Origin of the sequence: Thalassotalea sp. Sam97 (assembly GCF_041379765.1) — a bacterium.
Lineage (GTDB): Bacteria > Pseudomonadota > Gammaproteobacteria > Enterobacterales > Alteromonadaceae > Thalassotalea_A > Thalassotalea_A maritima.
The window spans coordinates 324,568-344,697 of record NZ_CP166919.1 but is presented as its reverse complement, the minus strand read 5'-3'; the positions used below and the strand labels follow the sequence as shown (position 1 = coordinate 344,697).

The window sequence follows — 20,130 nt, the reverse complement described above, 5'->3', positions numbered from 1 at the left end:
ATGAAATCTTTAGCTAAATTAAAAGCCGAACCAGGCATTTGGATGACCGATTCTGCCATGCCTAATATTGGCCCTAATGACTTGCTGATTAAAATTAAGAAAACGGCAATCTGTGGCACCGACATTCACATTTACAACTGGGATGAATGGTCGCAAAAAACCATTCCGGTACCTATGGTAGTTGGCCACGAATATTCTGGTGTTGTGGTCGACATGGGTAGCGAAGTAAAAGGCTTTAGTAAAGGCGATCGCGTCTCTGGTGAGGGGCATATTACTTGTGGGCATTGCCGTAACTGTCGTGGTGGTCGTACACATTTATGTAATAACACCATTGGTGTTGGAGTTGACCGCACAGGTTGTTTTGCTGAATACCTAGTGATCCCAGCATTTAATGCATTTAAATTGCCGGATGAAATATCTGACGAGCTAGCATCTATTTTTGACCCATTTGGCAACGCTGTGCACACCGCCTTGTCATTCGACTTGGTTGGTGAAGATGTCCTGATCACTGGTGCTGGCCCTATCGGCATAATGGCTGCGGCGGTCGCTAAGCACGTTGGTGCTCGTCATGTCGTGATCACCGATATTAATGAGTATCGCTTAGAGCTTGCGCGTAAAATGGGCGCCACGCGAGCCGTTAACGTTGCTAACGAAAACCTTAACGATGTCATGAATGAGTTGGGCATGACGGAAGGGTTTGATGTCGGCCTTGAAATGTCAGGGGTGCCGTCAGCATTCCATGCCATGCTCGATAGCATGAACAACGGTGGTAAAATTGCCATGCTCGGTATACCGGGTCAAGACATGGCTATCGACTGGTCAAAAGTCATCTTTAAGGGTCTGATTATTAAAGGCATATACGGTCGAGAAATGTTTGAGACTTGGTACAAGATGGCAAGTTTAGTGCAATCTGGTTTAGACATTAGCCCAATCATTACCCACGAATTCCACATTGATGATTTTCAGCAAGGTTTTGATGCCATGCTATCAGGTAACTCAGGTAAGGTTATCCTTAACTGGGATTAGCCGGTTAAACTGACAAGCTAACCATCATCAAGCGAAGCCAGAAGTTCACTCTTCTGGCTTTTTTGTTGGCACGGCTATGATACAATCAAACAATGTCGACGATAAGGTCTGATAGTCATTACTGTAAAGAATCGCACATTCACTGAAAATGCTAAGACCTTATCATTTTAACCTTTAGTAGGAAGTGTATTTTGCAAAATGTAGCCGCCGACTATCGTCACTTACACGTTGACGATGTATACGCCGATTTGGAATCAAAGAAGTTTGTTATTGTTGATATTCGTGATGCTCAAGCATTTGCCCATGGCCGCATCCCTGGCGCAACGCAATTAACCAACGACAACTTAGCCAACTTTTTACGTGAAGCAGACTTTGATGCACCGACCGTTGTGTGCTGTTATCACGGTATCTCTAGTGTGCAAGCCGCACAGTTCCTTGCTGGTCATGATTTTAGCGACGTATATACCCTAGACGGTGGTTTTGACCTTTGGTCTCGCACCTATCCTGATCATATCGAACGCTAATCTACCGTTAGGTTTAAGATTAATAGCCATGATGCAGCCATTCGTCCATATCGCCAATAAATCCGTTGCCCAGGTGTTTCAAAGCTACTTGGCACAAATTGGCATCGACAGCCGGTTGCGTCCGGCTATTGATGATCATGGCCAGCGAGATGGTTACACCCTATTTTGCGCTGAGCAACACGTAGAGCAAGCCAGAGAAGAATTCCGCCAATTTGTTAGTAACCCAAGTGCAGCACGTTACCAGCAGTCCGCATGGAATAGCGGTGCATCATTTGATCTGCACAGCACTGGCTTTTTAAAAACGCTTAAACATAGTTTTATCAGCCAAGCTGGTCCACTAAGTATCAGCGTTTTTATTCTCTGTTGGGTTGTCTTTATGGCCACCTTTGTATTTATTGGTGCACCTGTATTTGAATTCCTAAAGTTCAATCAATATGGCGATGTATCACAAACCTTAAGCGAACCTTGGCGCCTTATTACGCCTGCTTTATTCCACTTTTCGTTATTACATATCGCCTTTAACACCATGTGGTGGTGGTATTTAGGTGGCCAAATCGAACGAAAATTTGGTAGCTTGTGTTTATTATCACTATTTGCATTTTCTGCTCTTGCTTCCAACACAGGGCAGTTTCTCGTCTCAGGAGAATACTTTGGTGGTTTATCAGGTGTCGTCTACGCTGTTTTTGGTTTTGTTTGGATTTATGGCTACCTAAACCCTGACCGAGGCATCGAATTATCCAGACCGATTATTGGCTTTATGTTGTTTTGGCTGGTACTCGGTTTTACTGGACTGCTCCCCTTAAATGTCGCTAACACAGCTCATTTATTGGGGTTAATTAGCGGTATTGGTTTTGCCTATTATTATAAAAACAAAGGCTAACAAAGCCGATGAAAGAGCCCATGCAACAAGCGACAGCACAACAGATACAAAAACAGATCTTACAACTCGCCCAGCAGTTTCCTATCGGTTTAGATATTAACTGGGTAAGTGCCACTAAAGCGCCTAAAACAACTATTCTCCATGACTGGTTGCTGGATCCATCGTCATTAACTGCCCGCTTATCTTCACATTGCCAACAATTTAAAGTTGAGCTACTCGGGCAACGAATTGAATCTTGCCAAGCCCACGAAGCCAATGCCGATATTGCCGAAGGCGAGCAAGTATTAGTGCGTGAAGTACTACTATTTTGTGATCAACAGCCGCACGTCTTTGCGCGCAGTTTATTGCCGTTAACAAGCTTGACCGGAGAGCAACGAGCATTAGCCAACCTCGGACAGCAACCGCTTGGCCAAGTCCTTTTTAACAATCCTAAATTACGCCGTGATGTTGTCCAAGTTGCTGAAATTGAGCCATCGCACCGTGTCGCCCAATTAGCAACCTCGCTGAGTTTACAGGTCAACCACAACCTATGGGGGCGTCGCTCTTTGTTTTATATCGAAAACAAACCGCTTATGGTTGCCGAGGTATTCTTACCAGGTGCCAAAGCGTACGAACCTCGGTAACCTTCCCCTTAAAGTTACCTTAAAATTCTTAGTTTTATCTGATTATTGATTCAAGCACCTGATAATCATCAGCTTTTAGGCTAAAACAAATTAACCAACAATTGCTTAAGCTTTTTAAATTCAAGATAAAACTAAGGCAGGCTCTCCCTATACTGAGCTAGGTGATTATCTAACGTCACCGCTGGTACTGCGTCTCCAATCTGATCGCATCGTTTATAGATTGCATGCTTAAGCCCATGCCTAACCTTTAGTTGCTTACCAGATTGAAAAAGATTGTGGACCACAATAGTAAGGAGCCTCTCATGAAAATTAAGTCCGGTTTAGTCGTAGCGACATGTTGTGCCTTTAGTCTTATGACATTACCCACGGCATATGCTGGTAACGTCACGTTTGTTGCTGCCGATAATTCAATGCCAACAAAACTTTGCGTCAATGCTGTGCAAAATGATCTACAAACGACCAAAAGCTTAATGCGACGTATGACAGGCAGTACCCTACGCTCGCCTGGCGCACAAGTAAAAATGGTGTCAGAAACGATCCTTTGTAATGACGTCGATATCGTTAAGTTCACCGCAATGTATGGCGCAGATGATACCTTTAATTATTTAAATCACCATACCAGTTGGAAGTATAAAATTGATGACAGTGTCGATATTATCGACCTAAGTGCAGGCGTTGATCATAACATTGTCATCATGGTTAGCGCGAAATAGGAGTATTGATATGCATTGTGACTCACGTTGCACTGCGAGTAGGCAATGCTGTGATCTCAATGCCAAATAGTAATACTTATCAAAATGGCTAAGTTATTCGCTTAGCCATTTTCGTATCTGCCTACTTAACCGTTTTTCAATAAGTCAGACGACAATTTCCATATGAGCTGATAAAACAGCGGGGTAAATATTTAGATAAGGTTTATTCAACCTCTTAAGTTGTATAAGATAAGCGCACGCAATTGGCGAACAGTAATCACGACGTCAATGTATGGATCATTAATTCTGGTCACTTTGCATTACTAACAACAAACTTAGCTACAGCATAATATGAATAATATCTTCCCCTCATGGCAGGCCATTAAGCTGGTCACCCGCATGGATAAACCCATAGGTACCTACTTACTACTTTGGCCAACATTGTGGGCATTACTGATCGCTGCCGACGGTTTTCCTGGTTGGCATTTAACTATCGTGTTTGTCATGGGAGTGTTTATCATGCGCTGTGCCGGGTGCGTCATCAACGATTACGCCGACCGTCATGTTGATGGCCACGTTAAGCGCACCAGCGAACGCCCTCTAGTTAGCGGTTTAATGAGCGAGCAACAAGCCTTAGTCTTGTTTGTCAGCTTACTATTAGCTGCGTTTGCACTCGTACTGACCCTATCGTGGTCAACCATTTTATTGTCTGTTATCGCGGTTTTATTAGCCGCTAGCTACCCCTTCATGAAGCGCTACACCCATCTCCCACAAGTCGTGTTAGGTGCCGCATTTAGTTGGGGAATGATCATGGCATTCAACGAAGCTTACGGTAGCATTCCGACCATTGCGTGGTTGTTATTTTTCGCTAACCTACTGTGGACAGTGGCTTATGATACCCAATATGCAATGGTTGATCGGGACGACGATCTCAAGGTGGGAATTAAATCAACTGCGATTCTATTTGGTCGATTTGACAAAGTTATCATTGCTCTACTGCAGACCATGGCATTAACGATGCTATTTAAAGTCGGCCAAATCCAACAATTTAATATGTTTTATTACCTTGGGTTATTGCTTGCTGCAATCGGTTTTGTTTATCAACAACGATTAATAGTAAACCGACAACGTGAAGCATGTTTTAAGGCATTTTTAAACAATCATTATGGCTTATTAGCGGTATTAATGGGTATCGCATTTCAATATGTAACTTAAGCCCAAATTAATATATTTCGGCTTTGCTAGGGTCTGCTGACCCTAGCATGGCGTTGATATTGAGCTAAACGTCTAGTTGATACACTGTCATGCGGTTAACGCTTAGGCTCGTTGTACTCGCGGATCAGGTCCATAAACGGCTTACCGTAACGCGCTAACTTAGTCGGTCCTACACCGCTGATTGCTAAGAATTGATTATCATTGCTTGGCAGGTATTTAGCTAATTCAATTAGTGTCGCGTCGTTAAATACAATGAACGGCGCAATGTCTTCGCTGTCTGCGATTTCTTTACGCAACGTACGCAGTTGTTTAAATAGCTGTTTATCGTAGCTAACTTTCGCTTTATTTTGTTGCCAGTAGCTTTGACTCTGTAATCGTGGTCTTGCCATTAGCAACTGAGTTTCGCCTTTCAAAACAGGTCGTGCAGCGTTCGTCAACACTAATGCTGACTGCTGCTCAATATCTTGCTGTAATAAACCTAAGTGAATCAACTGTCGAATAACACTAAACCAATAACCACGGGTTTTATCCTTACCTATGGCAAACGTCGACACTTGATGATGTTCATTTTTGATCACTTTGTCGGTATCACGACCACGCAATACATCAATAACATAATGAATATCCCCTTGCTGTTGAATACGGTACACGCATGACAACACCTTTTGCGCATCGGTGGTACCATCGTAACTGCTCGGCGGATCAAGGCAAATATCGCAATTACCACACCCTTGCTCGGTATACTCGGCAAAGTAATTTAACAACACTTGGCGACGGCATATTTGCGCTTCAGCAAACCCTGTCATGGCAGCAAAACGCTGCATTTCAACATTAGCGCGCTGTTCATTATCATTTTGCATTATACGCTTTTTAACCTTGTCGATATCTTGGCTATCGAACAAGAATAACGCTTCTGCAGGCAAACCATCGCGCCCTGCACGGCCAGTTTCTTGATAAAAAGCCTCTAATGTGCGAGGAATATCATAATGAATAACAAAGCGCACATTCGGTTTATTAATCCCTAAACCAAACGCAACGGTGGCGACAACAACGCGGATATTATCTTTGGTAAACCCTTCTTGAATGACATTGCGAATATCGGTTTCCATACCGGCATGATACCCCGCGCAATCCACCCCTTGCTGCGCCAACTTTTTGCATAAGTTATCGACCTGCCAGCGGCTTGAACAATAAATAATGCCGCTGTCTTCTGGATTTTGTTGCAAGTAGTCGAGGATTTGTCGTTCGCCATTGTAGCGCTCTGTCAACGTATAACGAATGTTGGGGCGATCAAAGCTGTCTAAGTGCACATGCGGATCTCGCAAACGCAACTGATTTAAAATATCACGCCGCGTGGTAACATCAGCCGTCGCTGTTAACGCCATAATTGGCGTATACGGAAAAGATTCTTTAATGCGACCCAGTTGCGTATACGATGGTCTAAAATCATGCCCCCACTGAGAAATACAATGCGCCTCATCAATGGCAAAAAAGGCGATGTGCATGCTTGCTAAAGATTGCAGAAAATACGCACTTAGTAGACGCTCGGGTGCGACGTATAAAATTTTAACTTCACCACTAGCAATACGTTGCATGGTGGTATTAATCTGCTCTGCAGATTGAGATGAGTTAACATACGCAGCACCGACTCCCTGTCGTTGTAATCCATCGACCTGATCTTTCATCAATGCAATCAAGGGTGAAACAACAATCGTCAGCCCAGGTAATATCGTCGCTGGTAACTGATAACAAAGCGACTTACCACCACCGGTTGGCATCAATACTAAACAATCTCGCCCCCCTAATAACTGCTCGATAACCTGCTGTTGACCTGAACGAAAGCTATCAAAACCAAAGTAATGGCTGAGCTGTTTAGGCAAATCAATGCGCTGAGAGTTATCTTGTTCGACAGATGTAGGGGAATGCACGGCTGTTCTGTATATAAGGTATTTGTGGCTATTTTACTGAACAGATAGCTGCTAAGGTAAGCTTTTTTTCAATTTATTTTTTACGACTTCGTTCCAAAACCACAAAGGACACAGCCATGTCACTAAGCCACGTTTTTGATGAAATAATTACCGTTTGGAATCAACACATTGCCTTCAATCGGCTGTTGGGATTTGAGATCGTTATCATGCGCGAAGATTATGCTGAAATACACTTTAATTGGCACGACAAGTTAATGGGTAACCCGGTACAAAAAATTTTGCATGGCGGGGTAACAGCTTCAGTACTGGATATGGTTGGTGGCGTAGTTGTTGCAGCCAATGTTATCAGCACCCTTGAACAACCTTCACAAGCATCCATTAAGAAAAAATTAGCGCGCATGGCAACCATCGATTTACGTACTGATTTTCTCAGACCTGGTAAAGGTGAAAAGTTCATCGCCAGTGCCCATATCATTCGCCACGGTAACAAAGTTGCTGTTGCTCGCATGGAATTGCATAATGAGCAACAACAGCATATAGCCTTCGGAACTGGGACATATATTGTTTAATAAAATACACTGAGTTATATAGTCGTATGAATAGTAAGCATGGTAAACTTCGCGACCTTAATTTTATTATTTAAATCAAGCACCATCCATGCAACCAACAAGCGAACACAAAACAGGCGTCATTAACGCCATCTGTGCATATTCTTTATGGGGTATCGCCCCCATTTATTTTAAGTTACTGTCTTCGGTATCAGCGGCTGAAATTCTGGTGCATCGCATCGTATGGAGTTTTGTTTTGCTACTGGTGATTATCTTAGCCATGGGCAATTGGTCAAAAGTGCGTGCCATTTATCGCGAACCGAAAAAACTCGGATATTTATTGCTCACCAGCGCCATTCTCGCCTGTAATTGGTTGATATTTATCTGGTCAGTGAATAATGGTTATATCTTGGAAGCAAGTCTTGGTTATTATATAAACCCGTTGTTGAGTGTCGCGTTAGCCGTACTATTTCTGGGTGAACGCTTAACCAAGTGGCAAGGCATTGCTGTTGTGCTTGCTTGTACTGGTGTCGTTATTCAACTGTTTAGTTTAGGGACAGTACCTTATATCGCTTTGGCATTAGCGTCGACTTTTGGCATTTACGGTCTTCTTCGTAAAAAACGGCCGGTTGACTCTATGCCGGGACTACTTATTGAATCGGCGTGGATGTTGCCATTTGCTCTGCTCTACTGGTTGTTATTTATCGATTCCGGCAGTGCCAACATGCTGGAAAATAGTGCATCGTTAAATGTCACCTTGATTGCAGCTGGCGCAGTAACCACTGCACCTTTACTGTTTTTTACCGCTGCCGCAAAACGCTTGCCGTTGACCACCATGGGTTTTTTCCAATACATTGGTCCAAGTATCATGTTTGTTCTTGCCATTACCTTGTATCAAGAACAATTAGTGTTTGAAAAAATGCTCACCTTTGCCTTTATTTGGGGTGCATTAGTGGTTTATAGCGTTGATTCTTTGCGTAAGCGTAAAAAGAGAAAAAGCGCGGCACCGTTATAACCCCATTAATTGAGATTATAGAGCAGGCTGGTAACCTAAGCGCTAACGCCTAGTCTGCTCAATGACAACATCGCGAGCCCGCAGCTCCTCGTCTACCTCGTTTTTCTGCCGACTGCGTTGTCTTTGGGTACGCCGCTCTGTATCGACCTTACCACCTTGATGCAACACCGGCCAACAACCACTGACCCGCATTTGCTTGTCTTCAGCGAGCACCACCATACAGCCAAACTGCAATAGAATTGACTCAGTACGCGTAGGTAAAAAGAACACCATGTCATCAACCGCAAGCTTGTCTGATTTTGCGACCAACATCAGTTGCTGACTGGCACTTAAACCATATAACCGAGAAGCTCTTAGATCTGGGTACATAGGCTGAGCTAACCAACGGCCGCCATAGAGAAAAATACTGTCGAAGTCTTGATAAAGCAGTTTATTAAACTTGTCTGGCAGAAACGGCACGGTTACCCCAGGCAAACGTTTAATCACAGGCGTTGCAATAAAACATGCATTTTCATAATCTTGTAATAGTTGTGTATTAAAGTCGGCAGGTTTTAATAAAACCGAACCTACGCTGATTTCGTTGCAACATGAGTTTTTATGCAACGTATGGGTAAGTGAGCCACCACCGTTAAAGATTAACTTATCGGCATCATCGGCCAATGCATCGATAAATTGTTGGTAGCGATTATTCGCTTTAGCGAATTCCTGTTGTGCATCGATAAACGGCCAAAATGCTTTGCCAACATGGGCATCGTAGCCACTTAAGCCAGACAATTGTAATTGCTTGCGATTAGCGTTTATACAGTTGACGAGTTCGGTCAGTTGCTCTGGCTTATCAACACCACCGCGATGCATACCAATATCCAGTTCAATCGCGACCCGTAAACGAATATTGTGTTTTCTTGCCACCATCAATAATTGCTGACAACGCTGAAGATCATCCACAAGCCAATGGATACAATCCAAACGCTTAGCATCGCCGTTGTCGATAAGCGTTTGCACGATACTCTCTACCGCATTTGTCGGTAATGGTTTGCCGAGCATGATGTCTGCATCATCAAAGTGCTCTAGGATAGACAGTACAAAGGGCTTTTGAAAACACATAAAGCGATTGGTGCCTAAACGCTCACTAGCAAATTGCAATAGCGGAATCGATGGCAACGACTTCACAACTAAACGCACCGCTTTCTCGCCAACATTTTGCTTCAGCTTGCGGATATTCGCTTGCAGCTTTTGCTGGTCTACAATCAGGCAAGGCTCGCTGAGCCCTGCATTTTTAAGGCATTTTTGGTAAACGCTAAATAGATTCATCCGGTATCCAATCGATGCATTTCACGAGCTCTCTATTTACTGATAATACGAGGCTATCGTGAGCAGTTGCATTCTATTGATAATGTTTATTTACCCTATACCTTCTTTTCAGATTATACAAATCGCAATTACCCGCCAATTTATTGGTAATTCGTCATCAAGGCATAAAAAAGGCCTACATGCTTTATCGCATATAGGCCTTCCTTTGTAGCAGCTTATCTAAAATAGTTTACAGCGGTTGCAAATTTGCGTAAGCGACAACCAACCACTTACTACCAGCCTCGGCAAAATTAACTTGAACACGCGCTTGCTTCCCTGCCCCTTCGAAGTTTAATACAACACCTTCACCAAATTTAGCGTGTTGAACCCGCTGGCCAAGCTTAAAACCGGTGTCAGCGAAGGTATCTAGAGAAATCGTATTGCTAAAGCGACCCGTTGTTTTCGGCTTAGTCACCTGATTACGCATGCGAATTTCATCTAAGTACTGATCAGGGATTTCTTTTAAAAAGCGGCTTTGTCTATGATACTTTTCTTGACCGTATAAGCGACGAGTTTCAGCGTGGGTTAAATACAGTTTTTGCATGGCGCGAGTCATACCGACATAACAAAGTCGACGCTCTTCTTCCAAGCGAGTAATGTCTTCACTCGATTGCTGAGACGGGAACATACCTTCCTCCATACCAACCATAAACACCAGTGGGAACTCTAACCCTTTTGCCGAGTGCAAGGTCATAAGCTGCACAGCCGCTTCGTAGTCATCGGCTTGCGATTCCCCAGCTTCTAATGCTGCATGGGTCAAAAACGCCGTTAGAGGCGTCATCTCTTGCTCATCATCATTGGGTTCAAATGTTGAACACGCGGTAACTAATTCATTTAAGTTTTCAATTCTAGCGGCAGCTTTTTCACCTTTTTCAGCCTGATACATCGCATGCAAGCCAGTATTGTGAATAACCTTTTTCGCTTGTTCATCAAGGTTTAAATCTCGGATATCATCTTCAAGCGCATCAATTAAATCAACAAAGGTTTGTAACGACTTAGCGGCACGCGCCGTCAGCTCATTTTGGGCTAACATGTGTTTACAAGCAGCCCACATTGTCGAGCCTTGGCTACGAGCACAATCACGAATATTGGTTAAGGTTTGATTGCCAATACCGCGTGTCGGTGTGTTGATGACACGTTCAAATGAGGCGTCGTCATTGCGATTATTAATTACTCGTAAATAGGCTAGCGCGTCTTTAATTTCTTGACGTTCAAAGAAGCGCAGACCGCCGTAGATACGGTAAGGTAATTGCGCTTGCAATAACGCCTCTTCAAGCAAACGAGATTGCGCATTAGAGCGGTACAGTAATGCGACGTCATCAAGAGAATGACCATCATCAAGCCATTGCTTAATGCGCGCGGCAACAAAGCGAGCTTCATCTAACTCATTAAAAGCGGTATATACCGAAATGGTTTCGCCCTGCTCACCATCGGTCCAAAGATCTTTACCTAAACGATTATTGTTATTACCAATTAAAGCATTGGCCGCATTAAGAATATTCGCCGTAGAACGATAATTTTGTTCAAGGCGAATCGTTTTAGCATCAAAGTCATTAATAAACTTTTGAATATTTTCAATTTTGGCACCACGCCAACCATAAATCGATTGGTCATCATCGCCAACAATCATCATATTGCCATGCTTTTGCGCCAACATGCTAAGCCACGCATACTGAATCGCATTCGTATCTTGGAATTCATCGACAAGAATACGGCTAAAACGACGTTGATAGTGCTCAAGTAATAGCGGGTTATTGAGCCACAGCTCATGGGCGCGCAACAACAATTCAGCAAAATCAACAAGACCCGCACGGTCACAAGTTTCCTGATAAACCTGATAAATTTTGATAAAAGTTTGCTCGGTCGGATCGAATTGCCCATCAATATGCTGTGGCCTTAAGCCTTCATCTTTTTTGCCATTGATGTACCACATCGCTTGCTTTGCAGGCCATTTTTTTTCATCCAACTGCAATGAGCGAATCACCCGCTTAATCAAGCGCAGTTGATCATCGGAATCAAGCACCTGAAAGCTTTGTGGCAAATTGGCTTCTTGGAAGTGCAAGCGCAACAAACGGTGTGCTAAACCATGGAAGGTGCCAACCCACATACCATGTACATTGCCCCCAACAGCTTGCTCTACTCGGCCACGCATTTCCGCTGCAGCTTTGTTGGTAAAGGTTACCGCCAAAATACTGTGCGGCGATACTTGCTCAACTTGCATTAACCACGCAATACGATGTACTAACACCCGCGTTTTACCAGAGCCTGCTCCCGCGAGAACCAATAAATTATCCGCTGGTGCGGCGACGGCGTCACGCTGTTTATCATTTAACGAGTCGAGTAATTCAGATACATCCATAATGACTGTGCTTATTGCTGTTGTTGATAGTAAAAATTTGTCAGCTAGTATAACAAGCAATTAAGCCACTGTATTTAATAACAGTAAAATTATTCACTTAGTGAGGCTTCGTTTAAGCATAAAAAAACCGCCTAAGATTCCATCTTAAGCGGTCTTTCAGCTGGTTAAAAAGTCAGTCTTAGTATTTAGCCGGTTTATCTTTGGCGACCAGGGTCGCTTCAATAAACTCTCTTAGATCTTGGTTAGACTGCTTTAGATCTTCATGGCGCAAATACATCATATGCCCTGAGCGATAACCCTTAAAGCTCAAGCGCTGTTGCATTTTGGCACTTGGGTCTAGCTGCCACATGGTATATTTGGCATCAAAGTAATTGGTCGCACCATCATAATAGCCCGCCTGCACTAATACATTAAGGTAAGGGTTTTGCGCCATCGCTTGGCGTAAATTCTCACCAGTATTGTTATTAGTGCGATCCCATGGGTGCACCGAACCAAACATATTGTATTTAATATCGGTTTTATAGTTTAGTTCTTCACGCAAGTAGTAATTAATGGCTGGTGTGAACGAGTGTAGCCACGAGGTTAACTCTGGATAATAATCGATGCTATCGCCAACATCCTTTTTATCAATACCCAAGTAACGAGAGTCTAAACGTCCAAGCGTTTGTCCACGTTCACGCAATAACTCTTTCCAAAAATAACGGGTATCAACGTCTAAATTAGAGCGCAAGACAGCTTGCTCACTTAAACCCGAGTACTTAGCCACCTTGGTAGCTATTTTCGCTTTGCGCTGAGGCTCAATAAAACCGCCCATAGCTAATGCCGGTAGGTATTCATTAATAGTGAACTGTTCAACTTCCGCTAAGAAATCGAGCAGATCCATACGTTGATAATCGCTCGCTAGCGCTTTATGGTACCAAGCCGTCGCGGCAAAGTAGGGTAAGCGATTGGCCGCTTTTACTGGGCCTTTACGGTCGATACCGATGTCGGTTGGCGACACTAAAACCACCCCGTTCAAGTACATCCATTGACGATTTTGTAGCTCTAATGCCAAGCCGGAAACGCGCGTTGTACCGTAGCTTTCACCAATCAAATATTTAGGCGAGCGCCAACGGTTATTGCGACTCACAAAAGTATTTAACCACTCTGCCAAGTATTTCACATCGGCATTAACGCCAAAGAACATTTTTTGTTGTGCATCTTTGCTCGGCATTTTGCCGTCGCTATCAGGCAGAACCCTTGAGTAACCGGTATTCACCGGGTTTACAAAGACAATATCTGCGGTATCGAGTACTGAATATGGATTCGTTTTAACACCGTAAGGCTGTAATGGATAGCCCTCATCATCAACGTTTAATACCCGTGGTCCGGTATAAGCAACATGCATCCAAACTGACGCTGAGCCTGGACCACCATTAAAAGAAATCAATAAAGGACGTGATGCTCTATCTTTGACATCTTCACGCTGATAGTAGGTGTAATGCAAAGTAGCGATAGCATCGCCTTCATCATTCCAAACCGGTTGGGTGCCCGTTGTCGCTGTGTAAGCAAAACTGTCGCCATTAACCTCGGTTTCATGCTCAGTCACAACATTGCTATCAATCGCAATGTCGCGACTGTAATCACTGCTTTTGGCGGTACTTGTCAGTGAAGCGGATGCCAAAGCCAAGGTGGCTATAATGGCGGGTAGTGTTATTCTCATAGTGCTTCCAGAAAAAGGTAATCATTTCAATAATTACCGATTCTATAGCAAGTCAGACAAATATTTAACTAGTTCTCGATGAGCAACGTCACTGACGTGTTAAATTGCAGTTACTGATAGCGGTTTATAACCCAGCTGTCGTGTAATAGATTGGATCTTGACTAAGGTGCATTATATGCTTCGCGACATCATATAAAACATACTCATATCGCAGACCGTTACGTAAATGCAGTTACATAGAGCGCACTCACATAAGCAACTATAAAAAACGCGCCGCGACGTGACACTGCGCCAAAGTATGCCTAATAATGATTAGCGGCTAACTTGATGGGAGCAACAAAGCTAACTGTTCAACACAGTCGAACTCTGCATGAGGTAATACCTTTAAGGGCTTTTTGCGAATACCAAACTCGTTGTTATTCACCCATACCGTCTGACAGCCCGCCGACAAAGCACCATAAATATCGGCATGTGTACAATCGCCGACATGCAGCATCTCGCTAGGTTTTATATGCAAACTGGCAGCTGCTTTGTAAAACATATCATTTTCTGGTTTTTGTAAATTACCAGCACCAGCAAAAAAGCACTCTTGGAAATAGTCTTTGATTCCTATCTCAGCAATACCAACATTACCATTGGAGATCGCCACTAAAGGAAAACACTCAGCAAGTCGCGCTAATAGTTGAGTGACTGAACTGGGAACCTGCAAATTATTGCGATGCGATAAAAAGTGCTCAAATGCGGCATTAGCAAGTTGTTTGGCTGTTGTTTGATTATAACCAAGTGCATACATGCCTGATTGCATATACGCTAATCGTAAAGCGCTCACATCATGACACAAGTGCGGATTTTGCCGTAAACAGGCTTGCCGATGTTGATACCAAAACTGCCGTCCCAAGTTAGCACTTTCAGGTACCTGTTGTTCAAGAAAGTTTTGTAAAGCTCGCTCGGCATTACTGATGATCGGATGATTATCATATAAGGTATCGTCTAAATCGAAGCTAATCGCCTTAAATTTTGCTAATTTTTTATAAAATCGCACGTTAACAACCTGTCTTTGTATGATAGTGCACAATTAGATAATGTAGTTGCTAGCTAAGTCAATGGCTACTTAGCAAGCTGTTGCACCAGTAATTTAGCCACTAAAGTACGGAACTGATTTAACAGCAAAGTATCCATTGCTGGATTGAAATGATCCGCATCAACCGAGCTAAAGGCGATAAAGCCACGGGTTTTATCCGCTTCACTCAGCTTGATCATTACCACAGAGCCTACAGCCACATCCGCAAATACTTGTTGCCTTTCTTGCTGTTGAATGCGACCAAAATAGTAATCACTATCGGCTAAGCGTTTGCTTAATAGATCTTGGCAATTGTCGTTGACGAGCACCGGGTGCTCAATCGCTAATGGCTTCTCAACTAAATACAGTTTTACCGCCGACAGATTCAATAATTGTGTCGTCGTTTGTGCCAGACAATCAAAGAACTCGGTCAGATTTTGGCTGGCGATCAATTGCAAATACAGGTCGTTATAAATCGCAAATAAGCGCTCATTAACATTGGCTACCGACAATAGTTGAGTGATTTCTTCTTCCAGCAAATGAATCTTTTGACGCTGTACTTGTTGTTGGCGCTCGACTAAGGAGATAACCCCGCGCTGGGTGTCAGCAAATTTAATCGATGATACTAACTGTGGGTTACGCAGGAAAAAGTCGGGGTTGTCTTGCAAATAAGTAACCACTAATTCATCGTTAAGCAATTGTGTTTCATCGTCACACACGGGCGTTGCTAAATTATTATTATTTTCCAAATCTCGTCTCATTTATAAATGTAAATATCCATCAAAAACATGCTCGGCTGGACCAGTCATTTTCACGGGTTGCCCTGGACCTTTCCAAAAGATTTTCAGCTTGCCACCTGGTAATTCTACCGTAACCTGATTATCCAACTTTTTCTGGGTGATACCGACCACGACAGCACCGCAAGCACCACTACCGCACGCGAGCGTTTCTGCAGTACCGCGCTCATAAACACGTAGCTTTACATATTTAGGGTTAACAACTTCCATAAAACCAATATTCGCACCTTGTGGGAAGCGCTCATGTATGGCTAATTCAGCCCCTAACGTGGCAACCGGTGCATCTTGCACAGAGTCGACATTGATCACGCAATGCGGGTTACCCATAGATACGACACCACAAAATACCGTTTCGTTATCTGTGCGCAGAATATAGGTACCTTCGACTTTTTGTGCGGTAAAGGGGATTTTCGCCGGCTCAAATTCGGGAACAGGCATAGCCACAGTGACTTGCCCGTCGCGCTCAATATGTAACGTCATTTTGCCCGAAGCTGTTGATACTCGAATTTTATTTTTATTAATTAAGCCTTTCATTTTCACAAATCGAGCAAAACAACGGGCACCGTTACCACATTGATTCACTTCACTGCCATCAGCGTTAAAAATGCGATAATGAAAATCCAAATCAGGATCATACGGCGGCTCAACCACCAACAACTGATCAAATCCCACACCAAAATTACGATCGGCAAGGCGACGTATTTGCTCTGGTGATAAGAAAATGTTTTGCGTGACGTTATCTAACACCAAAAAGTCATTGCCTAAGCCATGCATTTTCGAAAAGTTCATCAACATTGTCTGTCCTACCTCATATAACGATCATCTAATGCTGGCATTACGGCAATAAATGTTCGCCCATCCATAACGATTGCAACGGTTCTCGTTGACGAATTAAGTAACTGTTCTCACCATCGACCATAACTTCAGCAGCACGAGGTCGAGAGTTATAATTAGAGCTCATGGTAAAGCCATAAGCGCCCGCGCTTCGAACCGCAAGCAGATCGCCCTCGGCGATAGCCAGTTGACGGTTTTTACCGAGAAAATCGCCGGTTTCACACACTGGCCCCACGACATCGTAATCGTGAAGCGGTACTGTATCATTAATACGTACAGGAACAATATCTTGCCATGCTTGGTATAAAGACGGCCGAATTAAGTCATTCATTGCCGCATCGACAATAGCAAAACGCTTGTCTTCATTGGTTTTTAGAAACTCAACTTCGGTGACCAAAATACCAGCATTGGCCATAATCGCCCGCCCCGGCTCATAAATAAGCTGTAAATCATAGCCTTGCATTTTATCAGCAATGGCTTTGGCATATTCTTGCGGATGTGGAGGCCTTTCCCCTTGATACGGCACACCAAGGCCACCACCAACATCAAGGTGCATTAATTTAATCCCTAAAGAAGCCAGTTTATCAACCAATAACAAGACACGCTCTAGCGCATCTAAAAACGGTTGCAACTCGGTAAGCTGCGAACCAATATGACAATCAACGCCTCTGATTTGCAAATGTTCCATTGCGGCGGCTTGCTGATAAACCGCAGGCGCCTGTTCGATCGCAATACCAAATTTATTGTCTTTTAAACCTGTCGATATGTAGGGGTGGGTACCTGCGTCGACGTCAGGATTCACACGCAGTGATATTGGCGCCTTTTTACCTAGCTTACCAGCTACCGCGTTGATACGACTGAGCTCAGCAACCGATTCAACATTAAAGCAATGAATCCCTTGCTCTAATGCATAAGCGATTTCATCCGATGTCTTACCCACACCACTAAACACCACTTTGCTCGGGTCGCCGCCCGCTTCAATAACTCGAGCCAGCTCACCCTTTGAAACGATATCAAAGCCACTGCCCAAGCGAGCAAGAATATTTAAAATAGCTAAATTAGAACTGGCTTTTACCGCATAACAAATCAGATGATCGGTACCTTTTGCAGCCTGATCAAACGCGTGCCAATGACGCTCAATCGTGGCGCGAGAATAAACATACAGCGGAGTGCCATAGGTTTTTGCTAATTCTTCGACGCTACATTGTTCAGCAAACAGCAGATCCTGGTTACGGGTAAAAAAGTCCATTCTCTTATATCCTGACTTTATAATGTTCGATACGTATATTCAGCACGTTATTGTTGTTCATTATCCACAGTTACTGGCTCGTTACTCGGTACCTCTGGCACTTCATATAATGGGCCTTTTTGACCACAGCCAGACAGGCTTATTAGCAAGATAACTCCTAGAATCGCTAACAATTTATTATTCAGCATATTATTGATCGCATTGATTAGGTAATAGCATTATAATCGCACTTAAGCGCACAAATACCAAGTTAAAATAGCGCAGCGAACAACGCAACTTAAAACATTTTGTCAGAACAAAGAATGAAAAAGGTTTTAGCATGAATGACAGCCAATACAATTTACTCGCCGATGAATTGCTCCTAGCCGTAGAAGACGCCATTGAAGAATGTGATGTTGAAATCGATTATGAAACGGCAGGTGGCTTGCTAGAGCTTATTTTTACCAATGGTAGTAAGATCATTATCAACAAGCAGGCACCGTTACATGAGATTTGGGTAGCGACGAAATTCAACGGTCATCACTTTGTTTTTACCGATGATCAATGGATTGATAAACGCGGTGGTGGTGAGTTTTGGCAATTTTTATCAAAAGCTACCAGCATTCAGGCCGAAACAGACCTAACCCTAACCGAGCAATAACACAAAGATATCGACCATGACGCAACAAACACTAAAAATCGCAACACGTAAAAGTGCTCTCGCTTTATGGCAAGCTGAATACGTAAAAGCGCGGCTTGAACACTTTCATCCTGACTTGCACGTTGAGTTAGTACCAATGGTTACTAAGGGTGATATCATTCTTGACTCACCTCTTGCGAAAGTCGGCGGTAAGGGGTTATTCGTTAAAGAGCTTGAAGTAGCGATGCTTGAAGGCCGTGCCGATATTGCAGTTCACTCAATGAAAGACGTGCCGGTAGATTTTCCAGAAGGCTTAGGTTTACAAGTGATTTGCGAGCGTGAAGACCCACGCGATGCTTTTGTATCTAACACTATCGCTAGCTTAGCCGATTTACCTCAAGGGGCGATCGTTGGTACCTCAAGCTTACGCCGCCAATGTCAACTTAAAGCCATGCGCCCAGATTTAGATATTCGCGATCTGCGCGGTAACGTGAACACCCGATTAGCCAAGCTTGATGATGGCCAATACGACGCAATTATTCTTGCCGCTGCGGGCTTAATTCGTCTAGAAATGCCAGAGCGCATTAAAGAATTCATCGCCCCAGAAATGATTTTACCAGCGAACGGTCAAGGTGCGGTAGGTATTGAATGTCGTAGCGATGACGAGCGTGTTAAAGCACTACTTGCACCGCTTGAGCACAGCGAAACACGTCACCGAGTGTTAGCCGAACGCGCGATGAATCGTGCGTTACAAGGCGGTTGCCAAGTACCTATCGGCAGCTATGCCACTGTTGAAGGCGATAACTTGCACTTGCGTGGTTTAGTAGGTGCTATCGATGGCAGTGATATTCTTCAAGATGAAGTACATGGCAAGATCAGCGAAGGCGAAGCCCTTGGCCAACAACTTGCTGAGCGCCTATTAAGCAGTGGCGCTGATAAAATTCTAACAGAAGTTTATGGCGACATCCTCTAAAGCGCCATTAAATGTCTTGCTCACTCGAGCTGAAGAAAAATCTAGGGAGCTTGCATCCTGGCTCGCTCCCTTTGTCCATTCCACCACCATCTGCCCATTATTGGCCATTGAAAATGGCCACCAACAACACCTATTATCAGGGCAATTATCGCAATGGCAACCTGATGTGGTTATTTTTATCAGTCCCAATGCCGTCAGCAACGCCTTTAAGGTCATTACCAGCAAACAACTGCAGCAATGCCAAGTTCTCGCTTTAGGGACGAGCACAAAACAAGCCTTAGAGCAGCAGGGTATCACTCGGGTGATCGCCCCTAACATAGAAACCAGTGAAGGATTACTGACTGAACCATGTTTACAAAATGTCGCCGGCAAGCGGGTATTAATCATTCGTGGTAATGGTGGCCGAGAGCATATTCGCACCAAACTGCAAGAGCGGGGCGCTAAAGTCGCCTATAATGAAGTATATCAACGCCAATTAGTCCCTTTGAGTAAAAGCCAAACAATAGAACAATGGCGCCAACAACAAATTAATTGTATTGTGGTAACATCAATGCAGTTACTCGAGCGATGTTGGCAACTTATTGATGATAAACAATTTGCCAAACAATGCCATTGGATAGTGGTCAGTGATCGCATCAAGGAACGCGCATTAGACTATGGATTGGATAAGGTAATAAATAGCTTTGGAGCCAATCATAAAAATATCAGCAAAGCTATTCAAGATATAGTGACCTAA

Annotated in this window: 20 protein-coding genes; 11 read left to right on the top strand and 9 right to left on the bottom strand. The window is 43.6% G+C overall.

The annotated features are described in order from the left end of the window. From tdh to ubiA, 6 genes are all read left to right on the top strand, one after another. On the top strand, positions 1-1,026 hold the full coding sequence (gene tdh / locus ACAX20_RS01465) for an L-threonine 3-dehydrogenase (RefSeq protein WP_371187964.1): 1,026 nt from the start codon (positions 1-3) through the stop codon (positions 1,024-1,026). Between the two features lie 191 nt (positions 1,027-1,217). Continuing rightward, positions 1,218-1,550: a thiosulfate sulfurtransferase GlpE gene (gene glpE / locus ACAX20_RS01460; protein WP_371187963.1), complete on the top strand. Its 333-nt coding sequence runs from the start codon at positions 1,218-1,220 to the stop codon at positions 1,548-1,550. Between the two features lie 28 nt (positions 1,551-1,578). Beyond that, positions 1,579-2,430 (top strand): rhomboid family intramembrane serine protease GlpG, encoded by an 852-nt coding sequence (gene glpG, locus ACAX20_RS01455; RefSeq protein WP_371187962.1) that lies wholly within the window; start codon positions 1,579-1,581, stop codon positions 2,428-2,430. Positions 2,431-2,438: 8 nt separating this feature from the next. After that, on the top strand, positions 2,439-3,053 hold the full coding sequence (locus ACAX20_RS01450) for a chorismate lyase (RefSeq protein ID WP_371187960.1): 615 nt from the start codon (positions 2,439-2,441) through the stop codon (positions 3,051-3,053). 302 nt (positions 3,054-3,355) lie between these two features. Continuing rightward, positions 3,356-3,766, top strand: a complete 411-nt coding sequence (locus tag ACAX20_RS01445) for a hypothetical protein (protein WP_371187958.1) — start codon at positions 3,356-3,358, stop codon at positions 3,764-3,766. 330 nt (positions 3,767-4,096) lie between these two features. Beyond that, a complete protein-coding gene (ubiA, locus tag ACAX20_RS01440) occupies positions 4,097-4,960 on the top strand; it encodes a 4-hydroxybenzoate octaprenyltransferase (RefSeq protein WP_371187956.1) in 864 nt (287 codons plus the stop codon). 95 nt (positions 4,961-5,055) lie between these two features. On the opposite strand, the gene recQ is transcribed toward ubiA, so the two are convergent. Then, a complete protein-coding gene (gene recQ / locus ACAX20_RS01435; RefSeq protein ID WP_371187954.1) occupies positions 5,056-6,888 on the bottom strand; it encodes a DNA helicase RecQ in 1,833 nt (610 codons plus the stop codon). 116 nt (positions 6,889-7,004) lie between these two features. Between recQ and ACAX20_RS01430 the strand changes: the two genes are divergently transcribed. Together ACAX20_RS01430 and rarD are read left to right on the top strand one after the other, a co-directional pair. Continuing rightward, a complete protein-coding gene (locus tag ACAX20_RS01430; RefSeq protein WP_371187952.1) occupies positions 7,005-7,457 on the top strand; it encodes a thioesterase family protein in 453 nt (150 codons plus the stop codon). A gap of 88 nt (positions 7,458-7,545) precedes the next feature. After that, a complete protein-coding gene (rarD, locus tag ACAX20_RS01425; RefSeq protein ID WP_371187950.1) occupies positions 7,546-8,451 on the top strand; it encodes an EamA family transporter RarD in 906 nt (301 codons plus the stop codon). Between the two features lie 42 nt (positions 8,452-8,493). Here rarD and ACAX20_RS01420 read toward each other — a convergent pair whose 3' ends face one another. The 8 genes from ACAX20_RS01420 to lptM form a co-directional block, all read right to left on the bottom strand. Then, positions 8,494-9,762, bottom strand: a complete 1,269-nt coding sequence (locus tag ACAX20_RS01420) for an alanine racemase (RefSeq protein WP_371187948.1) — start codon at positions 9,760-9,762, stop codon at positions 8,494-8,496. A gap of 229 nt (positions 9,763-9,991) precedes the next feature. Continuing rightward, complete coding sequence (uvrD, locus tag ACAX20_RS01415) at positions 9,992-12,160, bottom strand: DNA helicase II (protein WP_371187946.1); 2,169 nt, start codon at positions 12,158-12,160, stop codon at positions 9,992-9,994. A 178-nt stretch (positions 12,161-12,338) separates the two neighbouring features. Next, positions 12,339-13,862, bottom strand: coding sequence for a S10 family peptidase (locus ACAX20_RS01410; RefSeq protein WP_371187944.1), 1,524 nt, complete (start codon positions 13,860-13,862; stop codon positions 12,339-12,341). A gap of 319 nt (positions 13,863-14,181) precedes the next feature. After that, complete coding sequence (locus ACAX20_RS01405) at positions 14,182-14,904, bottom strand: HAD-IA family hydrolase (protein WP_371187942.1); 723 nt, start codon at positions 14,902-14,904, stop codon at positions 14,182-14,184. A gap of 65 nt (positions 14,905-14,969) precedes the next feature. After that, the gene (locus ACAX20_RS01400; protein ID WP_371187940.1) at positions 14,970-15,671 is read right to left on the bottom strand and encodes a DUF484 family protein; all 702 of its coding nucleotides are present in this window, start codon (positions 15,669-15,671) and stop codon (positions 14,970-14,972) included. Between the two features lie 12 nt (positions 15,672-15,683). Continuing rightward, entirely contained in the window at positions 15,684-16,514 is an 831-nt protein-coding gene (gene dapF, locus ACAX20_RS01395) for a diaminopimelate epimerase (protein WP_371187938.1), read from the bottom strand. A gap of 40 nt (positions 16,515-16,554) precedes the next feature. Further along, positions 16,555-17,802: a diaminopimelate decarboxylase gene (gene lysA, locus ACAX20_RS01390; protein WP_371187936.1), complete on the bottom strand. Its 1,248-nt coding sequence runs from the start codon at positions 17,800-17,802 to the stop codon at positions 16,555-16,557. 47 nt (positions 17,803-17,849) lie between these two features. Next, positions 17,850-17,990 (bottom strand): LPS translocon maturation chaperone LptM, encoded by a 141-nt coding sequence (lptM, locus tag ACAX20_RS01385; protein ID WP_371187934.1) that lies wholly within the window; start codon positions 17,988-17,990, stop codon positions 17,850-17,852. Between the two features lie 131 nt (positions 17,991-18,121). On the opposite strand from lptM, the gene cyaY reads away from it, so the two are divergent. Genes cyaY through ACAX20_RS01370 form a run of 3 tightly spaced genes read left to right on the top strand, consistent with a single transcriptional unit; the run spans position 18,122 to position 20,130 of the window. Continuing rightward, a complete protein-coding gene (gene cyaY, locus ACAX20_RS01380; protein ID WP_371187932.1) occupies positions 18,122-18,442 on the top strand; it encodes an iron donor protein CyaY in 321 nt (106 codons plus the stop codon). 16 nt (positions 18,443-18,458) lie between these two features. Then, positions 18,459-19,394 carry a hydroxymethylbilane synthase gene (gene hemC, locus ACAX20_RS01375; RefSeq protein ID WP_371187930.1) on the top strand — a complete coding sequence of 312 codons (936 nt, stop codon included), beginning with the start codon at positions 18,459-18,461 and terminating at the stop codon, positions 19,392-19,394. Next, positions 19,378-20,130 (top strand): uroporphyrinogen-III synthase, encoded by a 753-nt coding sequence (locus ACAX20_RS01370; RefSeq protein WP_371187928.1) that lies wholly within the window; start codon positions 19,378-19,380, stop codon positions 20,128-20,130. Before hemC ends, ACAX20_RS01370 begins: the two co-directional genes overlap by 17 nt.